Source organism: Curtobacterium sp. SORGH_AS_0776 (assembly GCF_031453355.1).
In the GTDB taxonomy this organism is placed as follows: domain Bacteria; phylum Actinomycetota; class Actinomycetes; order Actinomycetales; family Microbacteriaceae; genus Curtobacterium.
The window spans coordinates 650,761-672,562 of record NZ_JAVIYU010000001.1 but is presented as its reverse complement, the minus strand read 5'-3'; the positions used below and the strand labels follow the sequence as shown (position 1 = coordinate 672,562).

The window sequence follows — 21,802 nt, the reverse complement described above, 5'->3', positions numbered from 1 at the left end:
GCCGCGCCGGTCAGGCCGCCAGCGGCTGGTCCCGCAGCGCCGGGCAGTGCTCCGGCGTCGGGTGCTCGGTGATCGCGATGACCTCGTCGAGCCGGTCCCGAGCGGCCTCGAGCTCGGCGAGCTGCGCCGTGATCCGGTCCCGCTCGGCGACGAGGAGCGCGAACGACTCCGGCGTCGCCACCCCCGCGTCCACGCAGGGCAGCAGCTGCACGATGGTGCGGCTCGGCAGCCCGGCGGCGAAGAGCTGCTGGATGAGCTGGACCCGCTCGACGGCGGGCACGGCGTAGGAGCGCTGGCCGCTCGCCGTCCGTCCGGCCGGCAGCAGGCCCTGCTCCTCGTAGTACCGGAGCGACCGCACGCTCACGCCGGTCGCCGCAGCGAGGTCTCCGATGCGCACGATCTCCTCCTTGCACCTGACATCGATGTGAGGTCTTAGCGTAGCCGAGCCGCTGCGGGAGGTGCCCGCTCGGCAGGAGGAACACCATGGACATCGCTGGATCGGTCGCACTCGTCACGGGCTCGAACCGGGGCATCGGACGACGGTTCGTGCAGCAGCTGCTCGAGCGCGGCGCCGCCAAGGTCTACGCCACGGCCCGGCGCCCCGAACTGGTCGACATCGAGGGGGTCGAGGTGCTCCCGCTCGACATCACCGACCAGGCGTCCGTCGCGGCGGCAGCGGCGGTGGCGTCCGACGTGACCCTGCTCGTCAACAACGCCGGCATCACCACGCAGGGCTCGCTGCTCACGGACGACCTGACCGACGTGCGGCGTGAGATGGACACGCACTTCTGGGGCAACCTCGGGATGGTCCGGTCGTTCGCGCCGGTGATCGAACGCAACGGCGGGGGCGCGATCGTGAACGTCCTGTCGGCGCTGTCCTGGTTCGCGTACCCGGGCTCGGGCGGGTACGCCGCCGCCAAGGCCGCCGAGTGGAACATGACGAACGCCGTCCGCCTCGAGCTGACCGGCCGGGGCATCAGCGTCCAGGGGCTGCACCTCGGAGCCGCCGACACCGACATGATGGCCGGGTACGAGGGGCCGAAGGTCGACCCGGCCGAGGTCGCGCGCCTCTCCCTCGACGGTGTGGAGCGGGGCGCGGCGGAGGTCGTCGTGGACGACTGGAGCGCCGGGGTCAAGGCGTCGCTCGCCGAGGCGCCCGAGCGGTTCTACGCGCAGTTCGCGTGATGCGGCCAGCGTGACCAAGAGACGGACGGGAGGGACGGTGCGGACCCGCACCGCGCCTCCCGTCCGCCGCTCCGCACGGTCCGCGCGCTCGTCGCGTCCTCCGCGCTCGCCGCGTCAGGACCGCGCACGGGATCGGACCGACGGCGTCAGCGATCCGTCAGGACACTGTCCGCACGGCCGCCCCCGCCGGATCGTGGAGTGGTGACCCTGACCGCGATCCTCCCGACGCTCCGCGCGTCCCTCCCCGACCCCGTGGACCAGACCCTCTGGCCCGCCCACACCGAACCCACGACCGGCGACGTCCTGGTCGCCGCCGTGTCGATGGTCCGGCTGGCCGAACTCGCCGGCACCCCGTGCGTGCACACCGCCGAGCAGGCACCGCCCCGCTACCGACCCCGCACGTGGACGCCGGGCGAGGTGAGCGTCGCGGTGGCGTCGGTGCTGCGCGTGCGGCGCCCCCGGACCGGTGTCGTCCTGCTCGAACTCGACGCGGTGCTCCCCCGGTTCGCCGTCCTCGACCAGGTGCGGCTCATCGGCCGGGTGAGCACGGCGCCCCCGACCGGGACGTACGTCCTCACCCCGTGCGCCGGCGCGGAGGACGGTCCCTTCCACCGGCTCCCGGCCCCGTTGCCCGCGGACGTCCGCGAGGGCGACCTGCTCTGCTTCCCCTGCGTGGCCGCGATCCGGCACCGCGACGTCGTGGTGCCGGTCCGCGCCGAGGTCGTCCGGTGAGCGCCGTCTCCGACCTGCGCGCACGCGTGGTCGACGGCCCGCACGTGTGGGGTCGGTACTCCGTGCGCCCCGTCGACCGGACGATGTGGAGCACGAGGACCCTCGTCGTCTACCCGCCGGGCACGACCCGACGCGAGCGTGCGGTGCTCCGCGCGTGGTCGGCGTGGCCGGCCGTCGGGGCACTGCTGGCGATCGCCGTGATGGCCGCGCTCGCTCCCCGCGCCGCCCTCGGGACCGTCGCCGCCGTCGGGGTGTACGCGTGCGGCTTCCTGGTGCTCGGGCGGGCCGCCCGTCGACTCCGTCCCGGTGTCCGGACACTGACGGTGACGACCTTCCACGGCACCGGGCGACCCGAGGTGCACGGGGACGTCGGGTTGCTCGGCGCCTCGCTCGACGCGTTGACCGTGCCGGAGCGGGCGCTCCGTGCCGGCGCGATCCGACCGGTGGACTTCGAGTCGATCTGGGCCGACGTCTGGGACGACCTGCCGAGCGGCCCGCGGTCCCGGGTCAGTCGTGCAGGAACGCCTCGAGCTGCTGGACCACGAGGTCCGGTCGGGTGATGAACGGGTGGTGCCCCGTCGGGAGTTCGACCGACCGGGTGGCCCGCGCCGCGTGCTCCCGCTGGAGTGCGACGGTCGTCGAGCGGTCCTCGGCGCACACCACCGCGGTGGAGTCCACGCCGACCCACCCCTCGGCGCTCGTCGGCGTGCCGAACGCGCGGACGTCCTGCGAGGTGACCCGGTCCCACGCCGCCCGCTGCGTCGCGGCGTCCGCGTCCTGCAGGAACCGGGCGCCGAACGACCGCTCGTCGTACCCGTCGACGACGATCCGCCCGTCGGCGTCCGGGCGCACCGCGACGGGGTCCGGCTCGCCGGACATGATCGACCCCTGCGACGCCCCGACGGGCGGCAGGTAGCTCGACACGAGCAGCAGGTGCCGGACCGCGGGGTGCGGGCCCGCCTCGGCGATCACCGTCCCGCCGTAGGAGTGTCCGACGACGATGGCGTCGGGGACCTCGTCGAGGGCGCGGCGCAGTGCGGCGGCGTCCTCCTGCAGGCCGCCGCCGGTGTCGGTCTCCCCGCACGACGGCAGGGCCACGGCGCGGCTGGCGATCCCGGTCCGTTCGCGCAGCAGGTCGCCGGTCGGAGCCCACCACCAGTCGCCGTCACGGACGAGGGCGCCGTGCACGAAGAGGACCGTCGGGCTCGTCACTCCATCACCATCGCGGACATGCGTGTCATCAGGCCGCGGGGGACGAAGCGGTGCGCACTCGCCAGCACGGCGTTGCGCGCGCCGGAGACGACCGTGGGTCCGCCGGCACGGGCGAACGCCCGCAGACCGACGCGTGCGACCTCCTCCGCCGACTGCCGACCGCCCTCGAGGAACGACCCGCCGCCCGCGGCGTCGAAGAAGCCCGTCGCGGTCGGGCCGGGGCACAGGGCGAGCACCCGGATGCCCTGCCCGCGCGTCTCCTGCCAGAGCGCCTCGGTGAAGGACAGGACGAACGCCTTCGTCGCGCCGTAGAGCGCCATGTGCGGGGTGGGCTGGAACGCCGCGGTCGAGGCCACGGTCATCACGCCGCCGACGCCGCGGGCGAGCATGCCGGGCAGGAACGCTCGCGTCAGCCGGACCAGCGCGGTCTCGTTGAGCGCGATCTGCTGCACGATGCCGTCCTCGGGCTGCTCGGCGAAGGTGCCGTGCCACCCGACCCCGGCGTTCGCGATCAGGACGTCGACGCGGGTGCCGTCGAGCGCCGTGATCACCTCGTCGACGCCGTCGGCCGTGGCCAGGTCGGCCGGGAGCACCCGCACGCGCACACCGTGGCGCGCGTGGATGCCCGAGGCGACGGCGTCGAGCTTGTCGGCGGACCGGGCGACCAGGACGAGGTCGGCGCCACCCGCGGCGAGGCCCTCCGCCAGCGACTCGCCGATGCCGCCGCTCGCACCGGTCACGAGGGCCAGTCGGCCCCGGAACGGTTCGGGGTTCCGCGCCACCGCTCAGCCCGCCGTGCGGAGGAAGTCGGCGATCGGGGTGGAACCGGTGTTGAACCGGATCGTCCGGCCGATCGTCTCGTCGCCCTCGACCGAGTCGGCCACCACGTGCGCGACGTCGCCGCGCGGGACCTGCGTCGAGGAGCCGTCCCAGTCGACCGAACCCGTGGGCTCGTCGTCGGCGAGGGTGCTCGGCGCGACGACCGTCCAGCGGAGCCCCGAGTCGCGGAGCACGGCGTCGGCGATCATCTTCGACTGCGCGTACGCGAAGAAGTCGTCGTCCTGCGGCACCCCGTGGTCGAGGAGCGAGCCGGACCAGGAGACCATGACGTAGCGGTCGACACCGGCCTTCGCGGCTCCCTGCACGGACAGGATCGCCGCGTCGCGGTCGATCGCCCAGGTGCGGTCGGCCGATCCGCCGCCGGCACCGGCCGACCAGACCACGGCGTCGTGTCCGTGGATGAGCTCGGCGAAGTCGGTGAGGGTCTGCTGCTGGATGTCGGCGACGTGCGGCTGCCCGCCGTGGGCGCGGATCTCGTCGGCCTGGTCGGGGTCGCGGATGACCGAGGTGACGGTGTGGCCGCGGTCGGTGAGGATGCGGGTGGCGAGGAGTGCGACCTTGCCGTGGCCGCCGAGGACGATGACGTTGCTCATGGGCCGGACGGTACTCGTGGTGGCTCAGCGCTCCGGGAGTAGCGTCCGAACCGACACGACAGGAGCACCGATGAGCACGAAGAACGAGCAGCACACCCTGGTCCGCACCCTGGTCCTGGGCATCCTCAGCGGCGGCCGGAGCGCCACCCCGCTCGCCGTCATGGCAATGAACCACGACCGCTCCTCACTGAAGGGCTCGTGGCAGGACTGGAAGGTCTTCAGCACGCCCCTCGGCCGTGGCGTCCTCGTCGCATCGGCCGTCGGCGAGCTCATCGGCGACAAGCTGCCGGGGACGCCGAACCGGATCTCCCCCGCGGGCCTCGCCGGGCGCGTGGCGTCCGGAGCGCTCGTCGGGGCCGCGCTCGGCACGACGGGCAGGCGCGACCTGCGCATCGAGGGCGCGATCCTCGGTGGCGTCGGCGCGATCGTCGGCAGCTTCGTCGGCTGGGGTGCGCGCAAGCTCGTCGGCGCCACGACCCGCCTCCCCGACCCGGTCGTCGCGCTCGCCGAGGACGCCGCGACCATCGCCGGCTCCGTCAAGGTGATCACCACCTCGTGAAGGCACCGCGTCGAGCCCTCGTCACCGGCGGCAGCATCGCCGGGCTCTCCGCCGCCTACTGGTTGGACCGGACCGGCTGGGACGTCACCGTCCTCGAGCGCTCGGCGGGCTTCCGCACCGGTGGCCAGAACGTCGACGTCCGGGGCGTCGCCCGCGAGGTCCTCGACCGCATGGGGCTGACCGAGGCGATCCGCTCGGCCAACACGGGCGAGACCGGCACGGTGATCGTCGACGAGCAGGGGGGCACCATCGTCCGGCTGCCCGACGACGACTCCGGTGAGGGGGCGACGGCGGAGCTCGAGGTCCTGCGCGGCGACTTCGCGGACGCGATCCGGCAGGCGCTGCCGGACCGCGTGCGCCTCGTCTTCGACGACGCCGTGGTCGCGGTGGACGAGGACGGCTCGGACGGACGACCCGTCACCGTCCGCACCCGGAGCGGCGCGACGCTCCAGGCCGAGCTCCTCGTCGTCGCCGAGGGTGTCCGCTCGAGCACACGCGACCTGCTCTTCACCGTCGAGCCCCGGCGGCTCGGCATCACGATGGAGTTCGGGACGATCCCACGGATCCCGTCCGACGACGACACCTGGCGCTGGTACAACGCCGTCGAGGGTCGACAGGTGCACCTGCGGCCCGACAACCACGGCACGACGAGGGCGATGCTCGCGTACACCAACGACGACGGCGAAGTCCCCGACCGGCGCGACCGCTACGCCGGCGCCGGATGGCAGACCGATCGTGTGCTCGACGGGTTCGAGCAGTCGGACGACGTCTACGTCGACGACCTCACGCAGATCCACGCCCCGACCTGGCACCGGGGTTCCGTCGTGCTGCTCGGCGACGCGGCCTGGTGCGTGACACCGATGGGCGGCGGCGGGAGTTCGCTGGCGCTCACCGGCGGGTACGTCCTCGCTGCGTCCCTCGCCGACGAGTCCGACACCACCGCGGCACTCGGGGCGTTCGAGGCCTGGATGCGGCCGCTCGTCGACCGGATCCAGACCATGCCGTCCGGGATCAAGCACTTCGCGTACCCGCAGACGAAGCTCGGTCTCGCGGCGCAGCGCGCCGCGCACCACGTCCTGACCTCGCGCCCGGTGGCGCCCCTGATGGCGCGACTGACGCACACGGCGGACTCGGACCAGCCGCTCCCGGCCCTGGAGCCGACCCGCTGACGGACGGGAGGCGCGGTGCCAGCCCGCACCGTCCCTCCCGTCCGTCACAGGGGTTCCGTCCGGGCCTGCCACGCCCAGTCGCGTGCGCCTAGCGTGACCGGCATGCGCATCGTCGTCATCGGAGCCACCGGCCACATCGGCACGTTCCTCGTCCCCCGTCTCGTCCGCGCCGGTCACGACGTCGTGACCGTCACCCGCGGCAGCAGCACCCCGTACGCCGACTCCCCCGAGTGGCAGCAGGTCGAACGGGTCACCGCCGACCGCGAGCAGGAGGACCGCGACGGCACGTTCGGCGACCGGATCGCCGCACTCCGTGCCGACGCCGTCGTCGACCTCGTCTGCTTCACGACGTCGTCCGCCGAGGCCCTCGTCACGGCCCTCCGCGGCAGCGGCACCCACCTCGTGCACTGCGGGTCGATCTGGCGTGCCGGGGTGTCGCACGTGCTGCCCGTCACCGAGGAGAACGCGACCGAGCCGTTCGGCGACTACGGCGTGCAGAAGGACGCGATCGCCCGGATGCTCAAGCGTGAAACTGCCGACGGGGGTTTGGTGACTACCTCGTTGCACCCCGGTCACATCAGCGGACCGGGCTGGATGCCCATCGGTCCGCTCGGCAACCTCGACCCCACGGTGTGGACGAAGCTGTCCGCCGGCGAGCCCGTCGAGGTCCCCGGCCTCGGTGCCGAGACGATGGCGCACGTGCACGCCGACGACGTCGCACAGGCCTTCCAGCTCGCGGTCGAGCAGCGGGACGCCGCGGCCGGCGAGGACTTCTTCGTCACGGCTCCGACGGCGCTCACGGCACGCGGGTACGCGCACCTGGTCGCGTCGTGGTTCGGCCAGGAGGCGCGGCTCGAGCCCGTCTCGTGGGACCGGTTCCGCGAGACCACGGCTCCGGAGCACGCCGGTGCGAGCTGGGAGCACCTGTCGCGCAGCCAGGTGTTCGGCACCGAGAAGCCGCGGCGGCTGCTCGGCTACGAGCCCGCCTGGACGGCCGAGGCGACGGTCCTCGACGCGTTCCGCTGGCTCGTGGAGCACGGCGAGGTGGACGTCGCGCGCCCCCTCGTCGTCTGAGGTTGTGCTTGCGCCTGTGATCAGTTGCGGCTAATATCAGCCTTGGCTAATGTGCGCTGCATGCAGATCGACTGGCCTCGAGAGTTCAACGCTCAGCTCGACCGCCTCGAAGCCGACACCACCGAACGGGGTCGGCGGCGGCTCGAGTTGCTCACGTTCATGCTCAAGCGGCTGCGGGACCTGGATGCAGCGCCGACGCACGACACCGCAGTGATCAAGCGGGTCCGGCAGTCGAAGGAGCACGTCGTCTGGCGGGTGTCGCACCCGTACGTCCAGGGGATCGCGCTCCGGTTGATCTGCTGGTTCCCGCCGGGCACGGACCGTGTCGTCATCGCGCTGTTCTCCGGCGACAAGGCCGCGATGGGTGACGTGTTCTACGACACGGTCGGCGTCCGAGCCGACCGACTGATCGACCGATGGGTCGACGAGACGAAGGAAGCATGATGGGCGAGAAGGACTTCGTGCACGGCAACGACCGACTCGAGCGGATGCTCGAGCGCCCCGGCATGGCCGACGCCGTGGCGGCGCTCGAGACGGAGGCGGACGAGCTCGACCGGATCCACGCCATGAGCCTCGCGATGGTGCGGGAAGCCGGCAAGCGGACCCAGGTCGAGATCGCACACGAACTGGGGATCAGCCAGGGCGCGGTGTCCCAGATGGAGCGTCGGGAGGACATGCTCCTCTCGACACTCCGGAGCTACATCACCGCGGCGGGGGCACAGAACCCCCGGATCATCGTGACGGTCAACGGACACGACGTCGAGCTCGCGATCTGAGGTCAGGCGCGGGCGGTGACCACCAGCCCGCGGCGGCGGTGGACCGCCCAGACCGTCAGGGCGAACCCGACCAGGACCGCTCCGCCCACGGTGACCGCGGTCCAAACGCCGGCGTTCCACAGCACCGAGGCGAGTGCCGAGCCGATCGCCCCGCCGATGAAGTTCGCGGTGACGAACGCGGTGTTGAGTCGGCTGCGCGCCGCCGGGTCGATCGCGAAGAGCCGGGTCTGGTTGAGGACGTTCGTCGCCTGCACACCGACGTCCAGCAGGACGACCGCGACGAGGACGACCACGATCGACCGCGCTCCGAGGCCCGCGAGCACGAGCGAGACGAGCACGACGGCGATCGCCGCACCGGTCACCGGCACGGAGACCCCGCGGTCGTGCAGCCGACCGACCCGCTGCGCGGCGACCGCCCCGGCGAGCCCGGCCAGACCGACGAGCCCGATCGCGCTCGTGGAGTACCCGAACGGCTCGGCGCTGAGCAGGAACGTCAGCGCGGTCCAGAACATCGTGAAGACGGCGAACATCGCGGAGCTGATGACGAGGGTCACCCGCACGGCCCGGTGCGCGGCGACGGCACGGAACACCGAGGCGATGAGCGTGGGGTACCGCACCCGGTCGCGCCGGTCGAGCTCGGGGATCGCCCGCCGGAGCAGCACGGCGAACAGCAGGGCCGCGACGGCGGCGACCACGTAGATCGTGCGCCAGCCGAACGCGTCCGCGACGAGCCCGCTGACCGTCCGCGACACGAGGATGCCGGTGAGGACCCCGGATGCGATCGTGCCCACGACCCGCCCGCGGGACGAGGGATCGGCGAGGTCCCCGGCCAGCGGGATGAGCAGCTGCCCGGCGACGGTGGTGAGGCCGACGAGCGCGAGCGCCACCAGCAGCACGGCGAACGACGGGGCCACGGCGGCGAACAGCAGCGCGACCGCGGACGCGACGAGCACCCCGGGGATCAGGCGTCGTCGGTCGAGCACGTCGCCGAGCGGCACCACGAGCAGGATCCCCAGCGCGTACCCGACCTGGGTGAGCGTGACGAGCAGCCCGGCGACCGCGGCGGACGTCCCGAGCGAGGACGCGATGTCGTCGAGGAGCGGCTGCGCCCAGTAGAGGTTGCCGACGGCCGCGCCCCCGGCCACCGCGAACAGCAGCGTGCGCGCGGGCGTCATCCCCGCACCGGCGGTCACGGACGCCGCCGGAAGAGCTCCGCGAGGTGCCACGGACCCGGTGCGAGGCGCACTGCAGCCTCGGCGCGGATGCAGTCCTCGCGCGCGCGGTCGCGCGTGAGTTCCTCGATCTCGCGCTCGGCACGCAGGCGGAACCGGACCCGCTCGAGGAACGTCAGCGGCTCCGCGGGCCGGGTGGTCCGGATCGAGTCGGTCTCGCTCATGCGTCCTCCGTCTCCGGGACGGCGGCGACGGTGGTCGCCGCGAGGTTGGCGAGGAGCTGCAGGCGCTCCTCGGACGGCGAGCCGGGCTCCGCGCCGTAGACGATGAGCGTCAGCCCGGTGTCCGTGACGAGCTCCATCGTTTCGTACGTCAGGTCGAGGTCGCCGACCTCGGGGTGGTGCACGTGCTTGATGCCGGACCGGTGCCGCATCACGTCGTGCGCGGCCCAGCGCTGGCGGAACTCCTCGCTGCGGGTGGAGAGCTCCCCGATGAGGTCCGTCAGCCCGCGGTCGTACGGGGACCGGGCCGCTTCGGCACGGAGCACGGCGACCATGTCCCCGGTCACGCTGTCCCAGTCGCGCCAGAACTCGCGACCACGGGGGTCGAGGAAGGCGAAGCGCGCGGTGTTCGGGGTACCGGACGGGTCGAGGAAGAGCGGTGCGTAGACCGCACGGGCGAGAGCGTTGCCGGCCAGGAAGTCCGACCGGCCGTTCCGCACCCACGCGGGAGCGGTCATCGAGTCGAGCACCCGCTGCACGTTCGGCCGGACCTTCGACGTCGGGGTCTTCCGACGCGTCGTCGCCGAGGCGTTCTGCGCACGGGCGAGGTCGAACAGGTGCGCGTGCTCGGCGTCGTCGAGCCGGAGCGCCCGGGACAGGGATCCGAGGACGCTCTCGGACACCCCGGTGAGGTTCCCCCGCTCGAGGCGGATGTAGTAGTCGACGCTCATACCCGCGATGAGGGCGAGTTCCTCGCGGCGAAGGCCCTTCACCCGTCGCGCGCCGCCGAAGTCGGGAAGCCCGACCTGCTGCGGCGTGACGCGCTCGCGGCGGGTGCGGAGGAAGTCGCGGACTTCGTCTCTCGTGTCCATGTCCTCCACGGTAGGTCCGATCGACGGGTCGGAGCAGGGGCTGCTGGTACCCGTCAGGTCGGTCCGGGCGGTCGTAGCGTCGTGGACATGGACACACTCACCCTCAACAACGGACTCGAGATCCCCGCGATCGGGTTCGGCGTCTTCCAGAGCGCGCCGGCCGACACGGTCGACGCCGTGCGCACCGCGCTCGAGACCGGGTACCGCCACATCGACACCGCCGCCGCGTACGGCAACGAGCGCGAGGTCGGCGAGGGCATCCGCGCCTCGGGTGTCGACCGCGACGAGATCGTCGTCGAGACGAAGATCTGGGTCTCCGACTACGGTCTCGACGAGACCCTGCACGCGTTCGACAAGGCGACCGGCAAGCTCGGCTTCGACCACGTCGACGTCCTGATCCTGCACCAGCCCGCACCCGACCGCTTCGAGCGGACCATCGCGGCGTACCGGGCGCTCGAGCGGCTGTACGCCGAGGGTCGTGTCGGCGCGATCGGCGTGAGCAACTTCATGCCGCACCACCTCCGGTCGCTCCTGGACGCCACGGACGTGATCCCGGCGCTCAACCAGGTCGAGCTGCACCCGTACTTCACGCAGCCGGACGTGCAGCGCGCCGACGCCGAGCACGGCATCCTCGACCAGGCGTGGTCGCCGATCGGCGGCATCACCTTCTACCCGGGCTGGGGCGACGAGCGGGTCAGCGTGCTCGACGACCCGACGATCCGGGCCATCGGCGAGGCCCACGGGAAGACCCCGGCGCAAGTGATGCTCCGGTGGCACGTGCAGCAGGGCCGCAACGCGATCCCGAAGTCCACGAACCCCGGGCGCATCGCCGAGAACTTCGACGTGTTCGACTTCGTGCTCTCCGAGGACGAGCTCGCAGCGCTCGACGCCCTCGACACCGGTCGTCGCGGCGGGCCGGACCCGGACGGGACCGACACGAGCCGCTTCGAACGGGTGATCCCGGAGGCCTGACGCGACCCGGTGGGGCCTGGAGGCGCGGTGCGGGCCGGCACCGCGCCTCCAGTCCCGCAGGCGGTCGCGACCACCGCGTCAGACGCGCTCGCGCGCACGCTCCACGATGCGCTCCGTCGCCGCCCACGAGGCGAGCAGCCGCAGCGCGTCCGCCGTCGGGCTCCCGGGCGTCGCCGGGTAGATCGTCAGCGCGAGCCCCGGGTCCTCCGTGAGCTCGAGCGTCTGGAAGTGCAGCTCGAGCGGACCGACCACCGCGTGCCGGAACGACTTCACCCCCGCGTAGTGCCGCCGGACGTCGTGCGCCGCCCAGAGCGTGCGGAAGTCGTCGCTCCGCATCGAGAGCTCGCCGATCAGGGCCGCGAGCCCGGGGTCGTTCGGCGTCCGCCCGGCCTCGCGCCGGAGGATCGCGACGTTCGTGTGCGCCGCGCGCTGCCAGTCGAGGTAGAAGTTCCGTGCCTGCGGGTCGAGGAAGATGAACCGCGAGAAGTTGCAGGGCCGTGCGCTCGCCGCGACGAGGTCCGAGTGCATCGCCCAGCCGAGCGTGTTCGCGGCGACGATGTCCTGTCGGTTGTTCACGATCATCGCGGGGGCGTCGGCGATGGCGTCGAGCAGGTACTGGAGCTCCGGGCGCACTGCCGCCACCGGTGTGACCGCGGCGGCACGGCGGGGCGTGGCGTTCTGGTGGCGGGCGAGGTCGCGCAGGTGCTCGTGCTCGGCCGGGTCGAGGTGGAGTGCGCCCGCGATGGCGTCGAGCACGCTGTCCGAGACGCCCTGGAGGTTCCCGCGCTCGAGCCGGGTGTAGTAGTCGATGCTCACGCCGGCCAGCCGGGCGACCTCCTCGCGGCGCAGCCCGGTGACGCGGCGGCGGGTGCCGAACGTCTCGACGCCGGCCTGCTCCGGTGTGATGCGGGCGCGGCGACCGGAGAGGAAGTCGCGGGCTTCGTCGCGGTGGTCCATGCCGGTCACGGTACTTCGGCTGGGCGGGGGCGAGCGAGGTGCTGCCGGAACCCCCGTGCTGGTCGGGGTCCGTCGCTCGGGCTCAGCTCGTCGCGAGCGGCACCGACACGATCCGGTCGTCGCCGTCGGTCGGGTCGCCACGCCCGTCGGTGTTGTTCGTGACGAACCACAGGGCACCCTCGGGGCCCTCGAGCACCGTGCGGATGCGGCCGAAGTCCCCCGCGAAGTACTCGGTCGACGTCGAGGGTGCGTCGGCCGGCACAGCCCTGACGACCTCGCCCTGGAGGTTCGCGATGAACACCGTGTCGTCGATCACCGCCAGGCCGCTCGGTGAGGCGTCGTCGGTGGCCCACTGCTGCACGGGATCGACGAAGCCCTTGCTCGTGCCGCCGGTGCCCTCGACCTCGGGCCAGCCGTAGTCCCGGCCCTTCTCGATGACGTTGAGCTCGTCCCAGGTGTCCTGCCCGAACTCCGACGCGAACATCGTGCCGTCGGCCGTCCACCCCATGCCCTGCACGTTCCGGTGGCCGAAGCTCCACACCGGGGACCCGGGGAACGGGTTGCCGCCGGGGACCTGGCCGTCCGGGGTCAGCCGCAGGATCTTCCCCGCGAGCGAGTCCCGGTCCTGCGCGTCCGAACCGGTACCGGCGTCGCCGACGCTCGCGTAGAGCATGCCGTCCGGGCCGAACGCGATCCGCCCGCCGTTGTGGAAGCTGTTCGACGGCAGCCCGTCGATCACGGTCGTGGCGTCCCCGAGCGCGTAGGAACCGGCGCTCCCGGACAGGTCGTAGCGCTGGATGCGGTTGCCGTCGTCGCCCGTCGAGTACACGAACAGGTCGCCCTCGTGCAGCGCGAGTCCGAGCAGACCGCCCTCACCGCCGTGCCGGACGCCCGCGATCGTGCCGACCTCGCGCGTCTTCCCGGCGCCGGTCAGTTCGAGCACCGTCGCCGAGTCCCGCTCGCTGATCAGGGCATCGCCGCCGTCACCGGTGCGGACCACCGACCATGGGGCGTCCAGTCCGGTGGCGATGTCGGTCGTCTCGCCCCCGGGTTCGAGCTGTCCGGCGGCGCTCGCCGCGGGGGTCGTGGCGCTCGACGAGGGGCTGCTCGTGGCGGTCGCCCGACCCTCGAGCGTGCGGGCGTCGTCGTCGGTGCAGGCCGCGAGGACGAGGGCCGCGGCGGCGAACGCGCCGAGGGCGGACAGGGTGCGGCGGGTGCGAGCGGTGGTGTGCACGGTGGTCCTCCCGGGTCGTGGGTCGATTGCACACGCCGCGGTCGGGAATCCCCTGGGTGACGGGGGTTGCGGTGGAACCCCTGTCGGCAGGGACTCCCACCCGCGCACCGACCAGCCGTTCGATGGGTCCGTGCCCGCCACCGTGACCCCGCCCGCTCCCCCGACCGCCCGCGCCGTGCCGACGGCCCTCGTCGCCGCCGTCGTGTTCCTCACCGCGGTCGCGCCGCTCGCGACCGACATGTACGTCACCGCGTTCCCGACCGTCGAGGCCGAGTTCCACACGAGCGCGTCCGCCGTGCAGCTGACCCTCACGACGTTCTTCGCGGGCATGGGCCTCGGGCAGCTCGTCGGCGGACCGTTCTCCGACCAGCGCGGGCGCCGCCTGCCACTGCTCGCCGGCACGCTGCTCGTCGTCGCGGCCTCGGTCGTGTGCGCGCTCGCCCCGTCGATCGGCGTGCTCACGGCGGCGCGCCTCGTGCAGGGGTTCGCGGGCGGGTGGGTGATGGTGATTGCTCGGTCGGTGATCGTCGACCTCGCCCACGGCGCCCAGCTCGTCCGCGTCCTCAACGTCGTGATGGGTATCGGCGGGATCGCACCGGTGCTCGGGCCGCTGTTCGGCGCCGCGATCCTGGGGTTCGGTGACTGGCGGACCACGTTCTGGGTCCTCGCCGGCCTCGGGGTGCTCATGTGCGTGACCGCGGCCGTCGTCGTCCCCGAGTCCCTCCCACGGGACCGACGGCACGCCGGCGGCCTGCGCACGTTCCGGCTCGCGGCGCGGCAGGTCCTCGGCGATCGACGGTTCGTCGGCTACGTCGTCACCGCGTGTGCTGCGTTCGTCGGGGTGTTCGCGTACGTCGCGACCTCGCCGTTCGTGCTGCAGACCATGAACGGACTGTCGCCGACGGCGTACGCGATCGACTTCGCGGCGAACGCGGGCGCGATGACGATCGCGTCCCTCGTGGCCGCCCGACTCGCCGGCCGGGTGTCCACGAGACGCATCATCCTCGTCGGGCAGGCCTGCATGGGCGTCGCCGGTGCGGGCATGCTCATCGGCGCGATCTGGTTCGGGATGCCGCTGATCGTGGCCCTGATCGGCTTCTTCGTGCTCATGATCGGCAACGGGCTGGTCGTCACGAACGGTGGGGCCCTCGCATCGTCCGCCGTCCCCGCACACCCCGGGACGAGCTCAGCCGTGCTCGGTCTGGTTCAGTGGACGACGGCCGGCGTGACCGCTCCGATCGCGGGACTCGGCGGCTCGGACACCGCCGTCCCGATGGCCGTCCTCGTCCTCGGTGGCGCGCTCGTGTCGCTCTGGGGACTGCTCGTCCTCGCACGACCCCACACCACCGGAAGGACCACCTCATGACCACCATCGCCATCGTCGGAGCCGGCAAGGGCCTCGGCCTCGCCGTCGCCGAGCGCTTCGCCCGCGAGGGCTTCTCGATCGCCCTGCTCTCCCGCAACCAGGACCGCCTGGACTCCCTCGCCGCCGGCCTCCGGGAGCACGGGTACACCGCCGCCGGCTTCGCCGCGAACGTCCGCGACGGGGACTCCCTCCGCGGCGCCCTCGAGCGTGCGACCGAGCAGCTCGGGCCGATCGAGGTGCTGCAGTACAGCCCGCTGCCCGCCAAGGAGTACATGCGCCCGGTGCTCGAGACCACGGCTGAGGACCTGGTCGGCCCGATCGAGTTCTCGGTCTACGGCTCGGTCAACGCCGTCCGCCAGGTGCTGCCCGGCATGCGCGCGATCGGGCGCGGCACGATCCTGTTCGTGAACGGCGGGAGCGCGGTGCGCCCGGGTGCTCGGGTCACCGGCACGTCCGTGGCGTTCGCGGGAGAGAGCGCCTACGCGCAGCTGCTGCACGACGCCGTCCGTGACGAGGACGTCCACGTCGGACAGCTCATCATCCCGTTCGGCATCGACGACGGGCAGCCCGAGCACTCCGGTGCGTCGATCGCGGACCGCCTCTGGGCGATCCACACCGAGCGCGGTGCGTTCCGGACCTACGCCGAGCCGCTGCCCGAGTGACCAGCTGACGGACGGCGGGTGGGGCCCACCTCCCGTCCGACCCTGGTCGCGTCTCGATCAGCGCGCGGCGCGCGTGATCGCCGTCGCCATCACACGCGCGACGACGACGTTCGTCGCCGCGTCGCCGTGGATGCCGTCCGCCGACGCACCCCGGACCCACGCGCCGTCCGCCTGCCGGAACCCGGCGAACGGGTCGACGTACGACCAGCCGTGCTCCGCCGCGTCGCGCTCCAGCGCCCGGCTGAGGACGAGCTGTCCCGCGCGGCGGTCGGCGCCCCACTGGCTCCAGGTCCAGTTCGACGGCGGGCCGGAGACGACGAGGACGTGCCGCGCACCGACCTTCCGGACGACGGCGTCCACGTTCGCGATCGTCGTCGCGGTCGGGATCGCCTGGTTCACGTCGTTCGTGCCGAGCTCGACGACGAGGACGTCCGCGTCCGGCACGGGGCCGATCTCGTGGAGGACCTCGTCGGACCGGTACCCGCTGTGCGCGTAGCCGCCGACGGCGTGGAACCGGGTGTCCGGCACGAGGTCGTGGAGCCAGGAGTCCGGCCGTGCCGTGATGGAGTCGCCCGCGTACGCGAAGGTGACCGCGCCGGATCGGTCGCCGGAGCCGAGCGCCCCGGTCACGGCGTCGTCCGGTGTGGCGGCACGGACAGCTGTTCCGCCGGCTGCGGCTCGGGTGTCCGCACGTTCGACCGGCGCGGCGGAGGCGCGACCCACGGACGGGGCGCGCTCGGCTGCGGCGGTGCTCGCCGACACGACGGCCGTGCCGACGACGAGGGATCCGCCGGCGACGAGGCAGGCGGCGGTGACGATGCTCGCGACGAGGGCGAGACGACGGGTGCGGGACACGACATCAGGTATCCCCCGGATCGGCCTGCCGTACCAGTCCCCAGACCTGGGGAACCGCGCCGCTGGCTGTGGGTCTTCGCGGCCGTTCCCAGCCGGCCGCCCCGGTCGGGTCCGGGACCCGCCGCGTCCGGTCACGGTGTGCGCCGCAGTGCCACGCGGTGGCGGCGGCCCGCGAAGACCCACGTCCCCGCGGTGACGAGCAGCGGCAGCCCGAGCCCGAGGAGGGCGAGCACGGGCCAGTCCGCCACGAACGGCAGGTGCGTGGTGCCGGCTGGTCCCGCCGAGAAGCGGAGGGTGAGCGCCCGGATGGGCAGCAGCCCGAGCAGCGTGCCGATCACCGCACCGACGGTCGTCAGGATCGCGGCCTGCCACGCGGACACCCGGCGACGGAGCACGGGTGCCGCACCGACCGCGTCGAGGACCTCGTCGTCGCGTCGGCCGTCCGAGCGGGCCAGCCCGATGGCGACGGCGGTCGCGCCGATCGTCACCGCCGCGGCGAGGGCGAGGACGATCGCCTTGACGATGCCCTGCGCGTCGACCGGACCGGCCTCGTACTGGAAGTACGGGCCGCCCCACCGTTCGCGGTCCTCGCCGCCGAGGCTCTGCCACGCCGAGGTCAGCTCGTCGGACTGTGCCGGGGTCAGGTCCGCGGACTGCTCCGTGACGAGCATGCCGTCCACCGCCGGGACCCGGTACCGCTCGGCGGTCTCGCGGGTCATGAAGACGCCGACCTGGATGCGGGGGGTCTGCACGTCGAGCACCGCGGGGATCGTCGTCGTGGCGTCCGGACGGGTCTTGGCCGTGATCGCGGGGCTGTTCGACGTCTGGTCGCGGAACGCGTCGATCCGGACCTGGCCGTCGTGCGCGTACTCCGGCCACAGGGCGACGGCGCGGCCCGAGGTGAGGGCGTCGCGGACCTCGGCGGACGGACGGTGTCCGGTGAGGACCGCGTAGTCGTCCACCGTGCCGGTCCAGATCTTCGGCGCGGAGGTGTCCTGCGACTCCAGGTAGCGCGAGCACGACGTGGTGTCGTTCGCGCGGCAGTCCGTCCGCCCCCACGAGTGCAGGAGCGAGAGCGTCGACGGCTGGTCGCCGGCGACGTCGGGCGCGACGCCGAGCACACGCACCTGGTCGTGGTCGAGGACACCGGAGACGATCTTCGCCGCCTTCGCCGTGACGGAGGCGTCGTAGCCGCCATCGCTGCCGTCCTCGTTCGAGAGCCAGACGTCGGCCGTCGCGACGCCCACGGCGGTGCGGTACTCGTAGTCGCGGACGAACTGCGCGTGCTCGGACGCACTCCACGTGATCGCCACCGAGGCCACGAACACGACGCTCATCACGCTCGCGAGCACCGGCACGGTCCGCACCGGGTTGCGCCGGGCGTCGCGGGCGGCGATGCGGGCGGAGAGCCCGAGCCGCGTCGCGGTCCGGGAGACGAGGGCGAGCAACCACGGCGACGACATCGCGACCCCGAGCTGCATGAGGCACGGGCCGATCGCGACGCCGGCGCCGACGATCCAGGCGAGGTGGTCCTGCTGCACCGGGCGGTCGTTGAGCAGCAGCACGCCCGCACCGCACGCCAGGGTCATCACGGTGCCCGCGACGACGAGCACCGGTGCCCAGATCCGGCGGCGGCGCTCGGCGCGCGGGTTCACCGCCGCGGGCCGGAGCGAGCCGCGCAGTGCGGCGAGGACGTTCACCCGCGTGGCCGCACGGGCCGCGACGAGCGCCGACACGAGCCCGGCGAGGACGGCGGCGGCACCGATCGACAGGACCAGGCCGACCGGGACGTGCAGCCCGGGCCACGAGCCCACGTTGCCGTTGTCGGCCAGGTGGAACGCGAGCACGCCGACCCCCGTGCCGAGCGCGACCCCGAGGACGGCGCCGGTGAGCCCGAGCACCAGCCCGGAGCCGGCGACGATCGACCGGACGAAGCGTCGGTCCCCGCCGACGCTCGTGACGATCGCGTACGAGCGGGTGTCCGCCCGGGTCCCGACGAGGAACGCGGCGCCGGCGAGCAGGGCCACCTCGAACATCGCGAAGACGCCGAGCAGCGCCATCGCCCCGAGGAACCAGCCGATCGGGCTGCTGAGCCCGGCGCCGTGCAACCGCTCGTCGGGCGGGTCGAGCACGACGGGACGCGACTGCACGGTGATCCCGTGGGCGTTGAGCGCGCGGATCTCGGACCACGTCGGGGCGTCCGAGGCCAGGTACACGGTGACGTCGAACGGCGCCGCGGCCGTGCCGGTCGTCGGCTGCGTGGTGCCCCACGGCACGAAGACGCCCTGCACGCCCGGGTCGGACGCGGCGTCGCGCATGGTGCCCGTGATCGTGAAGCGCTTCGTCACCGGGTCGGTCAGGTCGACCGTGTCGCCGATCGACGCGCCGAGACGTTCGAGCGTCGCCGGGGTGACCATGAGCTCGTCACGGCTGGTCGGTACGGCGCCGTCGAGCACGTGCCAGTGCCCGTCGAGGACCCGCGACCAGACCGCTCCCTCGACCGCCTGGATCCCGATCGGCCCCTTCGGCCCGGTCAGCACGATCTGCGCCGAGGTGACCGGGATCGACACGGCACCGGCGGGCACGTGGTCGAGGACGTCGGCGAACCGGGCCTCGCCGTCGGACTCCGCGACCGGGCTGTCCTTCGCGGACTCGGTGTACTGCCACTGCACGGGGTCCTGCCGCATGCCCGGGAGGTCCGGGCCGACGACCTGCATCTGCGCTGCCGCGTGCCCGAGGTCGTACCGGAGGCTCTCCGCCTGGGTCGGCTGCGTCGACTGCACGACGACCGACACCGCGGCGAACCCGGCGGTCGGGATGCCGATGAGGGCGACGATCAGCGCCGCGCGGCCGGCCTTCGCGAACGCCAGCCGGCGGCCCAGCCGGAGCGCCGGTCGCAGCGCGAAGGGCGTGCGGCGGTCACGCCCCGCGCGGGCCCCGGCGTCGGCGCGTCGCCGACGCGCGTTCACGAGGCGGTCCGGTCCGTGAGCGCCATCTCGACGCCCGAGTACACGGTCTCGTCCACGACGCGGCCGTCGCGGAGGAACACGATCCGGTCCGCCCAGGCCGCGTGCCGGGCGTCGTGGGTCACGAGCAGCGCGCCCGCCCCGGAGTCGACGTGCCGGCGCAGCATGCGGAGCACGACCTCGCCGGTCTGCGAGTCGAGGGCACCGGTCGGCTCGTCGGCGAGGACCAGCCGGCGCTCGCCGACGACCCCGCGCGCGATCGCGACCCGCTGCTGCTGGCCACCGGACAGGTCGTCCGGGAAGGCGTCGGCGCGGTGCCCGAGCTCGACGTTCTCGAGCGCGAGTTCGGCTGCGCGCCGGGCACGGCTCGCCTTCCAGCCGTCGAGCTCGAGCGGCAGCGCCACGTTCTCGACCGCGGTCAGCGACGGGATGAGGTTGAAGTCCTGGAACACGAACCCGACGAGACGCCGACGCAGGGCGGCGAGGTCCTTGGCCGGCCGGTCGGACACGAAGTCGCCGTCGATGACGACCTCGCCGCTGGTCGGCGGCAGGAGCGTGCCCGCGCAGGCGAGCAGCGTCGACTTGCCCGAGCCCGAGGTCCCCATCACGGCGACCATCTCGCCGCGGGCGATGCGCAGGTCGATGCCGGCGAGGGCGGTGACGGCCTTCGCGCCGGAGCCGTACTGCACGCTCACGGCGTCGAGTTCGAGGAGCGGGGCGGCGGCGTTCACCGGGCGCTCCGCACGGTGGCGTCGGACGACTCGGCAGCGACCGTCGAGTCCGGTGTCGGGGACGGTCGGTGGCGCGCGACGCTCGACTCCACGTGGTCGAGCCAGCGGACGTCGGCCTCGGCCTGGAAGAGCATCGACTCGAGCACGAGCGACCAGGCCAGGTCGTCAGCCGGGTCCGAGGAGCGCTTCAGGCGGGTCAGGTCCTGCAGGTTCCGCACGGCGGCGGCGCGCTGGACCTGCACGAGGCGCGGCACGTCGACGCCGGGCACCGTCACCGCGAGGGCGAACTTGATCGCGAGCTCGTCACGACCGCGCTTCGGCGGGACCGGCTCGCTGAACCAGCGTGCGACCTCCTCGTGACCCGCGTCGGTCGCCGTGTAGACGACGTGTCCGTCGTCGTCGGCGTCACCGCGGGCCACGAGGCCGTCGCGTTCCAGGCGGTCGAGCGTCGTGTAGACCTGGCCGATGTTCAGCGGCCAGCTGCCCCCGGTCCGGTGCTCGAACTCCCCCCGGAGCTGGTACCCGTAGCCGGGCCCGGCCACCAGCAGCGCGAGTACGCCCATCCGTACGCTCATGACGTCTTCCCCCTCGTTCCGTCCGCCTTGGACATACCGAGTATGCACATACCGCGTATGCGAACGCAACCCCATGACGGACTGGAGGCGCGGTGCCAGCTGGCACCGCGCCTCCAGTCCGTCACCGTGTCGCGTCAGTGACCCAGCTTCGACAGCTCCTCGAACTCGTCGTCGGTCAGCTCGACCGTCGCGCCCGCGAGGTTGTCCTCGAGGTGGGCGACGCTCGACGTGCCGGGGATCGGCAGCACCACGGGCGAGCGCTTGAGCAGCCAGGCCAGGGCGAGCTGGGCCGGGGTGGCGCCCTTGCGCTCGGCGATCTCGGTCAGCGGGGAGTCGCTGCCGGTGAGACCGCCGGTCGCGAGCGGGAACCACGGGATGAAGCCGATGCCCTGCTCGGTCGACCAGTCGAGGAGTTCCTCGGCGTCGCGCTTCTGCAGGTTGTAGAGGTTCTGGACGGAGACGATCGTGGCGATCTCCTGCGCGGCCTTCACCTCGTCGACCGACACCTCGGACAGGCCGATGTGGCGGATCTTGCCCTCGTCCTGCAGCTTCTTCAGCTCGCCGACCTGGTCCTCGAGCGGGACCTTCGGGTCGATGCGGTGGAGCTGGAACAGGTCGATGCGCTCGAGGCCGAGGCGGCGGAGGCTCATCTCGGCCTCCTGGCGCAGGTACTCCGGGCGGCCGACCGGCGGCCACTCGTTCGGCCCGGTGCGGGTGAGACCGGCCTTCGTCGCGATGGCGATGTCGTCGCCGTAGGGGTGCAGTGCCTCGCGGAGCAGGTCCTCGGCGACGTAGGGGCCGTAGGAGTCGGCGGTGTCGAAGAAGTCCACGCCGAGCTCGACGGCGCGCTTGAGGACGCGGATCGCCTCGTCGTGGTCCTTCGGGGGTCCCCAGACGCCGGGGCCGGTGAGCTGCATGGTGCCGTAGCCGAGGCGGTGGACCTCGAGGTCACCACCGATGCGGAAGGTGCCGGAGGCGGCGGCCGGACGGTTCGTGGTGTCGGTGCCAGTGGTCATGTCCCCGGTCTACGCCTGCTTCGTTGCAGGTCTGGTGAACCGGTGTCCCCCGGGATCTGTCAG

At 73.0% G+C, this 21,802-nt stretch carries 25 protein-coding genes; 11 read left to right on the top strand and 14 right to left on the bottom strand.

Annotated features, from left to right (window positions below; all coding sequences use genetic code 11):
* Positions 1–10: 10 nt before the first annotated feature.
* Entirely contained in the window at positions 11–397 is a 387-nt protein-coding gene (locus QE359_RS03375; protein WP_070417522.1) for a MerR family transcriptional regulator, read from the bottom strand.
* An 86-nt stretch (positions 398–483) separates the two neighbouring features.
* On the opposite strand from QE359_RS03375, the gene QE359_RS03370 reads away from it, so the two are divergent.
* The 3 genes from QE359_RS03370 to QE359_RS03360 all read left to right on the top strand — a co-directional run bounded on the left by QE359_RS03370 (position 484) and on the right by QE359_RS03360 (position 2,477).
* Positions 484–1,185: an SDR family oxidoreductase gene (locus QE359_RS03370; protein ID WP_309777568.1), complete on the top strand. Its 702-nt coding sequence runs from the start codon at positions 484–486 to the stop codon at positions 1,183–1,185.
* Positions 1,186–1,386: 201 nt separating this feature from the next.
* Positions 1,387–1,917, top strand: a complete 531-nt coding sequence (locus QE359_RS03365; RefSeq protein ID WP_309777567.1) for a hypothetical protein — start codon at positions 1,387–1,389, stop codon at positions 1,915–1,917.
* Positions 1,914–2,477 carry a DUF6611 family protein gene (locus QE359_RS03360; protein WP_309777566.1) on the top strand — a complete coding sequence of 188 codons (564 nt, stop codon included), beginning with the start codon at positions 1,914–1,916 and terminating at the stop codon, positions 2,475–2,477. The genes QE359_RS03365 and QE359_RS03360 overlap by 4 nt, the downstream gene beginning before the upstream one ends.
* On the opposite strand, the gene QE359_RS03355 is transcribed toward QE359_RS03360, so the two are convergent.
* From QE359_RS03355 to QE359_RS03345, 3 genes are read right to left on the bottom strand one after another with little or no spacing between them, the layout of a single operon-like run.
* Positions 2,425–3,129 (bottom strand): alpha/beta hydrolase, encoded by a 705-nt coding sequence (locus tag QE359_RS03355; RefSeq protein ID WP_309777564.1) that lies wholly within the window; start codon positions 3,127–3,129, stop codon positions 2,425–2,427. The two genes, QE359_RS03360 and QE359_RS03355, sit on opposite strands and share 53 nt — an antisense overlap.
* The gene (locus tag QE359_RS03350) at positions 3,126–3,869 is read right to left on the bottom strand and encodes an SDR family oxidoreductase (RefSeq protein ID WP_309777563.1); all 744 of its coding nucleotides are present in this window, start codon (positions 3,867–3,869) and stop codon (positions 3,126–3,128) included. Before QE359_RS03350 ends, QE359_RS03355 begins: the two co-directional genes overlap by 4 nt.
* A gap of 45 nt (positions 3,870–3,914) precedes the next feature.
* Positions 3,915–4,562, bottom strand: coding sequence for an SDR family oxidoreductase (locus tag QE359_RS03345; RefSeq protein WP_309777561.1), 648 nt, complete (start codon positions 4,560–4,562; stop codon positions 3,915–3,917).
* A 70-nt stretch (positions 4,563–4,632) separates the two neighbouring features.
* On the opposite strand from QE359_RS03345, the gene QE359_RS03340 reads away from it, so the two are divergent.
* The 5 genes from QE359_RS03340 to QE359_RS03320 all read left to right on the top strand — a co-directional run bounded on the left by QE359_RS03340 (position 4,633) and on the right by QE359_RS03320 (position 8,140).
* Positions 4,633–5,121 carry a DUF4126 family protein gene (locus tag QE359_RS03340; protein WP_309777560.1) on the top strand — a complete coding sequence of 163 codons (489 nt, stop codon included), beginning with the start codon at positions 4,633–4,635 and terminating at the stop codon, positions 5,119–5,121.
* Positions 5,118–6,290, top strand: a complete 1,173-nt coding sequence (locus QE359_RS03335; protein WP_309777558.1) for an FAD-dependent monooxygenase — start codon at positions 5,118–5,120, stop codon at positions 6,288–6,290. The genes QE359_RS03340 and QE359_RS03335 overlap by 4 nt, the downstream gene beginning before the upstream one ends.
* 102 nt (positions 6,291–6,392) lie before the next feature.
* The gene (locus tag QE359_RS03330) at positions 6,393–7,364 is read left to right on the top strand and encodes an NAD-dependent epimerase/dehydratase family protein (protein WP_309777556.1); all 972 of its coding nucleotides are present in this window, start codon (positions 6,393–6,395) and stop codon (positions 7,362–7,364) included.
* A 60-nt stretch (positions 7,365–7,424) separates the two neighbouring features.
* Entirely contained in the window at positions 7,425–7,808 is a 384-nt protein-coding gene (locus tag QE359_RS03325; RefSeq protein ID WP_309777555.1) for a hypothetical protein, read from the top strand.
* Entirely contained in the window at positions 7,805–8,140 is a 336-nt protein-coding gene (locus QE359_RS03320; protein ID WP_309777554.1) for a sigma factor-like helix-turn-helix DNA-binding protein, read from the top strand. The genes QE359_RS03325 and QE359_RS03320 overlap by 4 nt, the downstream gene beginning before the upstream one ends.
* 2 nt (positions 8,141–8,142) lie before the next feature.
* On the opposite strand, the gene QE359_RS03315 is transcribed toward QE359_RS03320, so the two are convergent.
* The 3 genes from QE359_RS03315 to QE359_RS03305 are packed head-to-tail and all read right to left on the bottom strand — an operon-like array spanning position 8,143 to position 10,405.
* Positions 8,143–9,315: an MFS transporter gene (locus tag QE359_RS03315; protein WP_309777553.1), complete on the bottom strand. Its 1,173-nt coding sequence runs from the start codon at positions 9,313–9,315 to the stop codon at positions 8,143–8,145.
* A 14-nt stretch (positions 9,316–9,329) separates the two neighbouring features.
* Positions 9,330–9,536, bottom strand: coding sequence for a hypothetical protein (locus QE359_RS03310; protein WP_309777552.1), 207 nt, complete (start codon positions 9,534–9,536; stop codon positions 9,330–9,332).
* Positions 9,533–10,405 carry a helix-turn-helix domain-containing protein gene (locus QE359_RS03305; RefSeq protein ID WP_070417536.1) on the bottom strand — a complete coding sequence of 291 codons (873 nt, stop codon included), beginning with the start codon at positions 10,403–10,405 and terminating at the stop codon, positions 9,533–9,535. Before QE359_RS03305 ends, QE359_RS03310 begins: the two co-directional genes overlap by 4 nt.
* Before the next feature lie 87 nt (positions 10,406–10,492).
* Between QE359_RS03305 and QE359_RS03300 the strand changes: the two genes are divergently transcribed.
* A complete protein-coding gene (locus tag QE359_RS03300; protein WP_309777551.1) occupies positions 10,493–11,377 on the top strand; it encodes an aldo/keto reductase in 885 nt (294 codons plus the stop codon).
* A gap of 78 nt (positions 11,378–11,455) precedes the next feature.
* On the opposite strand, the gene QE359_RS03295 is transcribed toward QE359_RS03300, so the two are convergent.
* Entirely contained in the window at positions 11,456–12,334 is an 879-nt protein-coding gene (locus QE359_RS03295) for a helix-turn-helix transcriptional regulator (protein WP_309777550.1), read from the bottom strand.
* 82 nt (positions 12,335–12,416) lie between these two features.
* Positions 12,417–13,568 (bottom strand): PQQ-dependent sugar dehydrogenase, encoded by a 1,152-nt coding sequence (locus QE359_RS03290; RefSeq protein WP_309777549.1) that lies wholly within the window; start codon positions 13,566–13,568, stop codon positions 12,417–12,419.
* A gap of 130 nt (positions 13,569–13,698) precedes the next feature.
* Here QE359_RS03290 and QE359_RS03285 point away from each other — a divergent pair, with 130 nt between their 5' ends.
* Together QE359_RS03285 and QE359_RS03280 are read left to right on the top strand one after the other, a co-directional pair.
* Positions 13,699–14,934 carry a multidrug effflux MFS transporter gene (locus QE359_RS03285; protein WP_309777548.1) on the top strand — a complete coding sequence of 412 codons (1,236 nt, stop codon included), beginning with the start codon at positions 13,699–13,701 and terminating at the stop codon, positions 14,932–14,934.
* Positions 14,931–15,596, top strand: a complete 666-nt coding sequence (locus QE359_RS03280) for an SDR family NAD(P)-dependent oxidoreductase (protein ID WP_309777547.1) — start codon at positions 14,931–14,933, stop codon at positions 15,594–15,596. Before QE359_RS03285 ends, QE359_RS03280 begins: the two co-directional genes overlap by 4 nt.
* A gap of 57 nt (positions 15,597–15,653) precedes the next feature.
* Here QE359_RS03280 and QE359_RS03275 read toward each other — a convergent pair whose 3' ends face one another.
* From QE359_RS03275 to QE359_RS03255, 5 genes are all read right to left on the bottom strand, one after another.
* Positions 15,654–16,451 (bottom strand): SGNH/GDSL hydrolase family protein, encoded by a 798-nt coding sequence (locus QE359_RS03275; RefSeq protein ID WP_070417540.1) that lies wholly within the window; start codon positions 16,449–16,451, stop codon positions 15,654–15,656.
* A gap of 131 nt (positions 16,452–16,582) precedes the next feature.
* Positions 16,583–19,420, bottom strand: a complete 2,838-nt coding sequence (locus QE359_RS03270; RefSeq protein ID WP_309777546.1) for an FtsX-like permease family protein — start codon at positions 19,418–19,420, stop codon at positions 16,583–16,585.
* On the bottom strand, positions 19,417–20,148 hold the full coding sequence (locus QE359_RS03265; RefSeq protein ID WP_070417542.1) for an ABC transporter ATP-binding protein: 732 nt from the start codon (positions 20,146–20,148) through the stop codon (positions 19,417–19,419). Before QE359_RS03265 ends, QE359_RS03270 begins: the two co-directional genes overlap by 4 nt.
* Positions 20,145–20,723 carry a PadR family transcriptional regulator gene (locus QE359_RS03260; RefSeq protein WP_309777544.1) on the bottom strand — a complete coding sequence of 193 codons (579 nt, stop codon included), beginning with the start codon at positions 20,721–20,723 and terminating at the stop codon, positions 20,145–20,147. The genes QE359_RS03265 and QE359_RS03260 overlap by 4 nt, the downstream gene beginning before the upstream one ends.
* Before the next feature lie 134 nt (positions 20,724–20,857).
* Positions 20,858–21,739: an aldo/keto reductase gene (locus QE359_RS03255; protein ID WP_309777542.1), complete on the bottom strand. Its 882-nt coding sequence runs from the start codon at positions 21,737–21,739 to the stop codon at positions 20,858–20,860.
* Positions 21,740–21,802: the final 63 nt, after the last annotated feature.

What these genes read in the sequence shown, in the direction of transcription:
- QE359_RS03305 (WP_070417536.1), bottom strand. Translation starts at nt 10,405, where the DNA reads ATGGACACGAGAGACGAAGTCCGCGACTTCCTCCGCACCCGCCGCGAG.
- QE359_RS03325 (WP_309777555.1), top strand. Translation starts at nt 7,425, where the DNA reads ATGCAGATCGACTGGCCTCGAGAGTTCAACGCTCAGCTCGACCGCCTC.
- QE359_RS03300 (WP_309777551.1), top strand. Translation starts at nt 10,493, where the DNA reads ATGGACACACTCACCCTCAACAACGGACTCGAGATCCCCGCGATCGGG.
- QE359_RS03320 (WP_309777554.1), top strand. Translation starts at nt 7,805, where the DNA reads ATGATGGGCGAGAAGGACTTCGTGCACGGCAACGACCGACTCGAGCGG.
- QE359_RS03280 (WP_309777547.1), top strand. Translation starts at nt 14,931, where the DNA reads ATGACCACCATCGCCATCGTCGGAGCCGGCAAGGGCCTCGGCCTCGCC.
- QE359_RS03345 (WP_309777561.1), bottom strand. Translation starts at nt 4,562, where the DNA reads ATGAGCAACGTCATCGTCCTCGGCGGCCACGGCAAGGTCGCACTCCTC.
- QE359_RS03330 (WP_309777556.1), top strand. Translation starts at nt 6,393, where the DNA reads ATGCGCATCGTCGTCATCGGAGCCACCGGCCACATCGGCACGTTCCTC.
- QE359_RS03370 (WP_309777568.1), top strand. Translation starts at nt 484, where the DNA reads ATGGACATCGCTGGATCGGTCGCACTCGTCACGGGCTCGAACCGGGGC.
- QE359_RS03295 (WP_309777550.1), bottom strand. Translation starts at nt 12,334, where the DNA reads ATGGACCACCGCGACGAAGCCCGCGACTTCCTCTCCGGTCGCCGCGCC.
- QE359_RS03255 (WP_309777542.1), bottom strand. Translation starts at nt 21,739, where the DNA reads ATGACCACTGGCACCGACACCACGAACCGTCCGGCCGCCGCCTCCGGC.
- QE359_RS03310 (WP_309777552.1), bottom strand. Translation starts at nt 9,536, where the DNA reads ATGAGCGAGACCGACTCGATCCGGACCACCCGGCCCGCGGAGCCGCTG.
- QE359_RS03315 (WP_309777553.1), bottom strand. Translation starts at nt 9,315, where the DNA reads ATGACGCCCGCGCGCACGCTGCTGTTCGCGGTGGCCGGGGGCGCGGCC.
- QE359_RS03340 (WP_309777560.1), top strand. Translation starts at nt 4,633, where the DNA reads ATGAGCACGAAGAACGAGCAGCACACCCTGGTCCGCACCCTGGTCCTG.
- QE359_RS03260 (WP_309777544.1), bottom strand. Translation starts at nt 20,723, where the DNA reads ATGAGCGTACGGATGGGCGTACTCGCGCTGCTGGTGGCCGGGCCCGGC.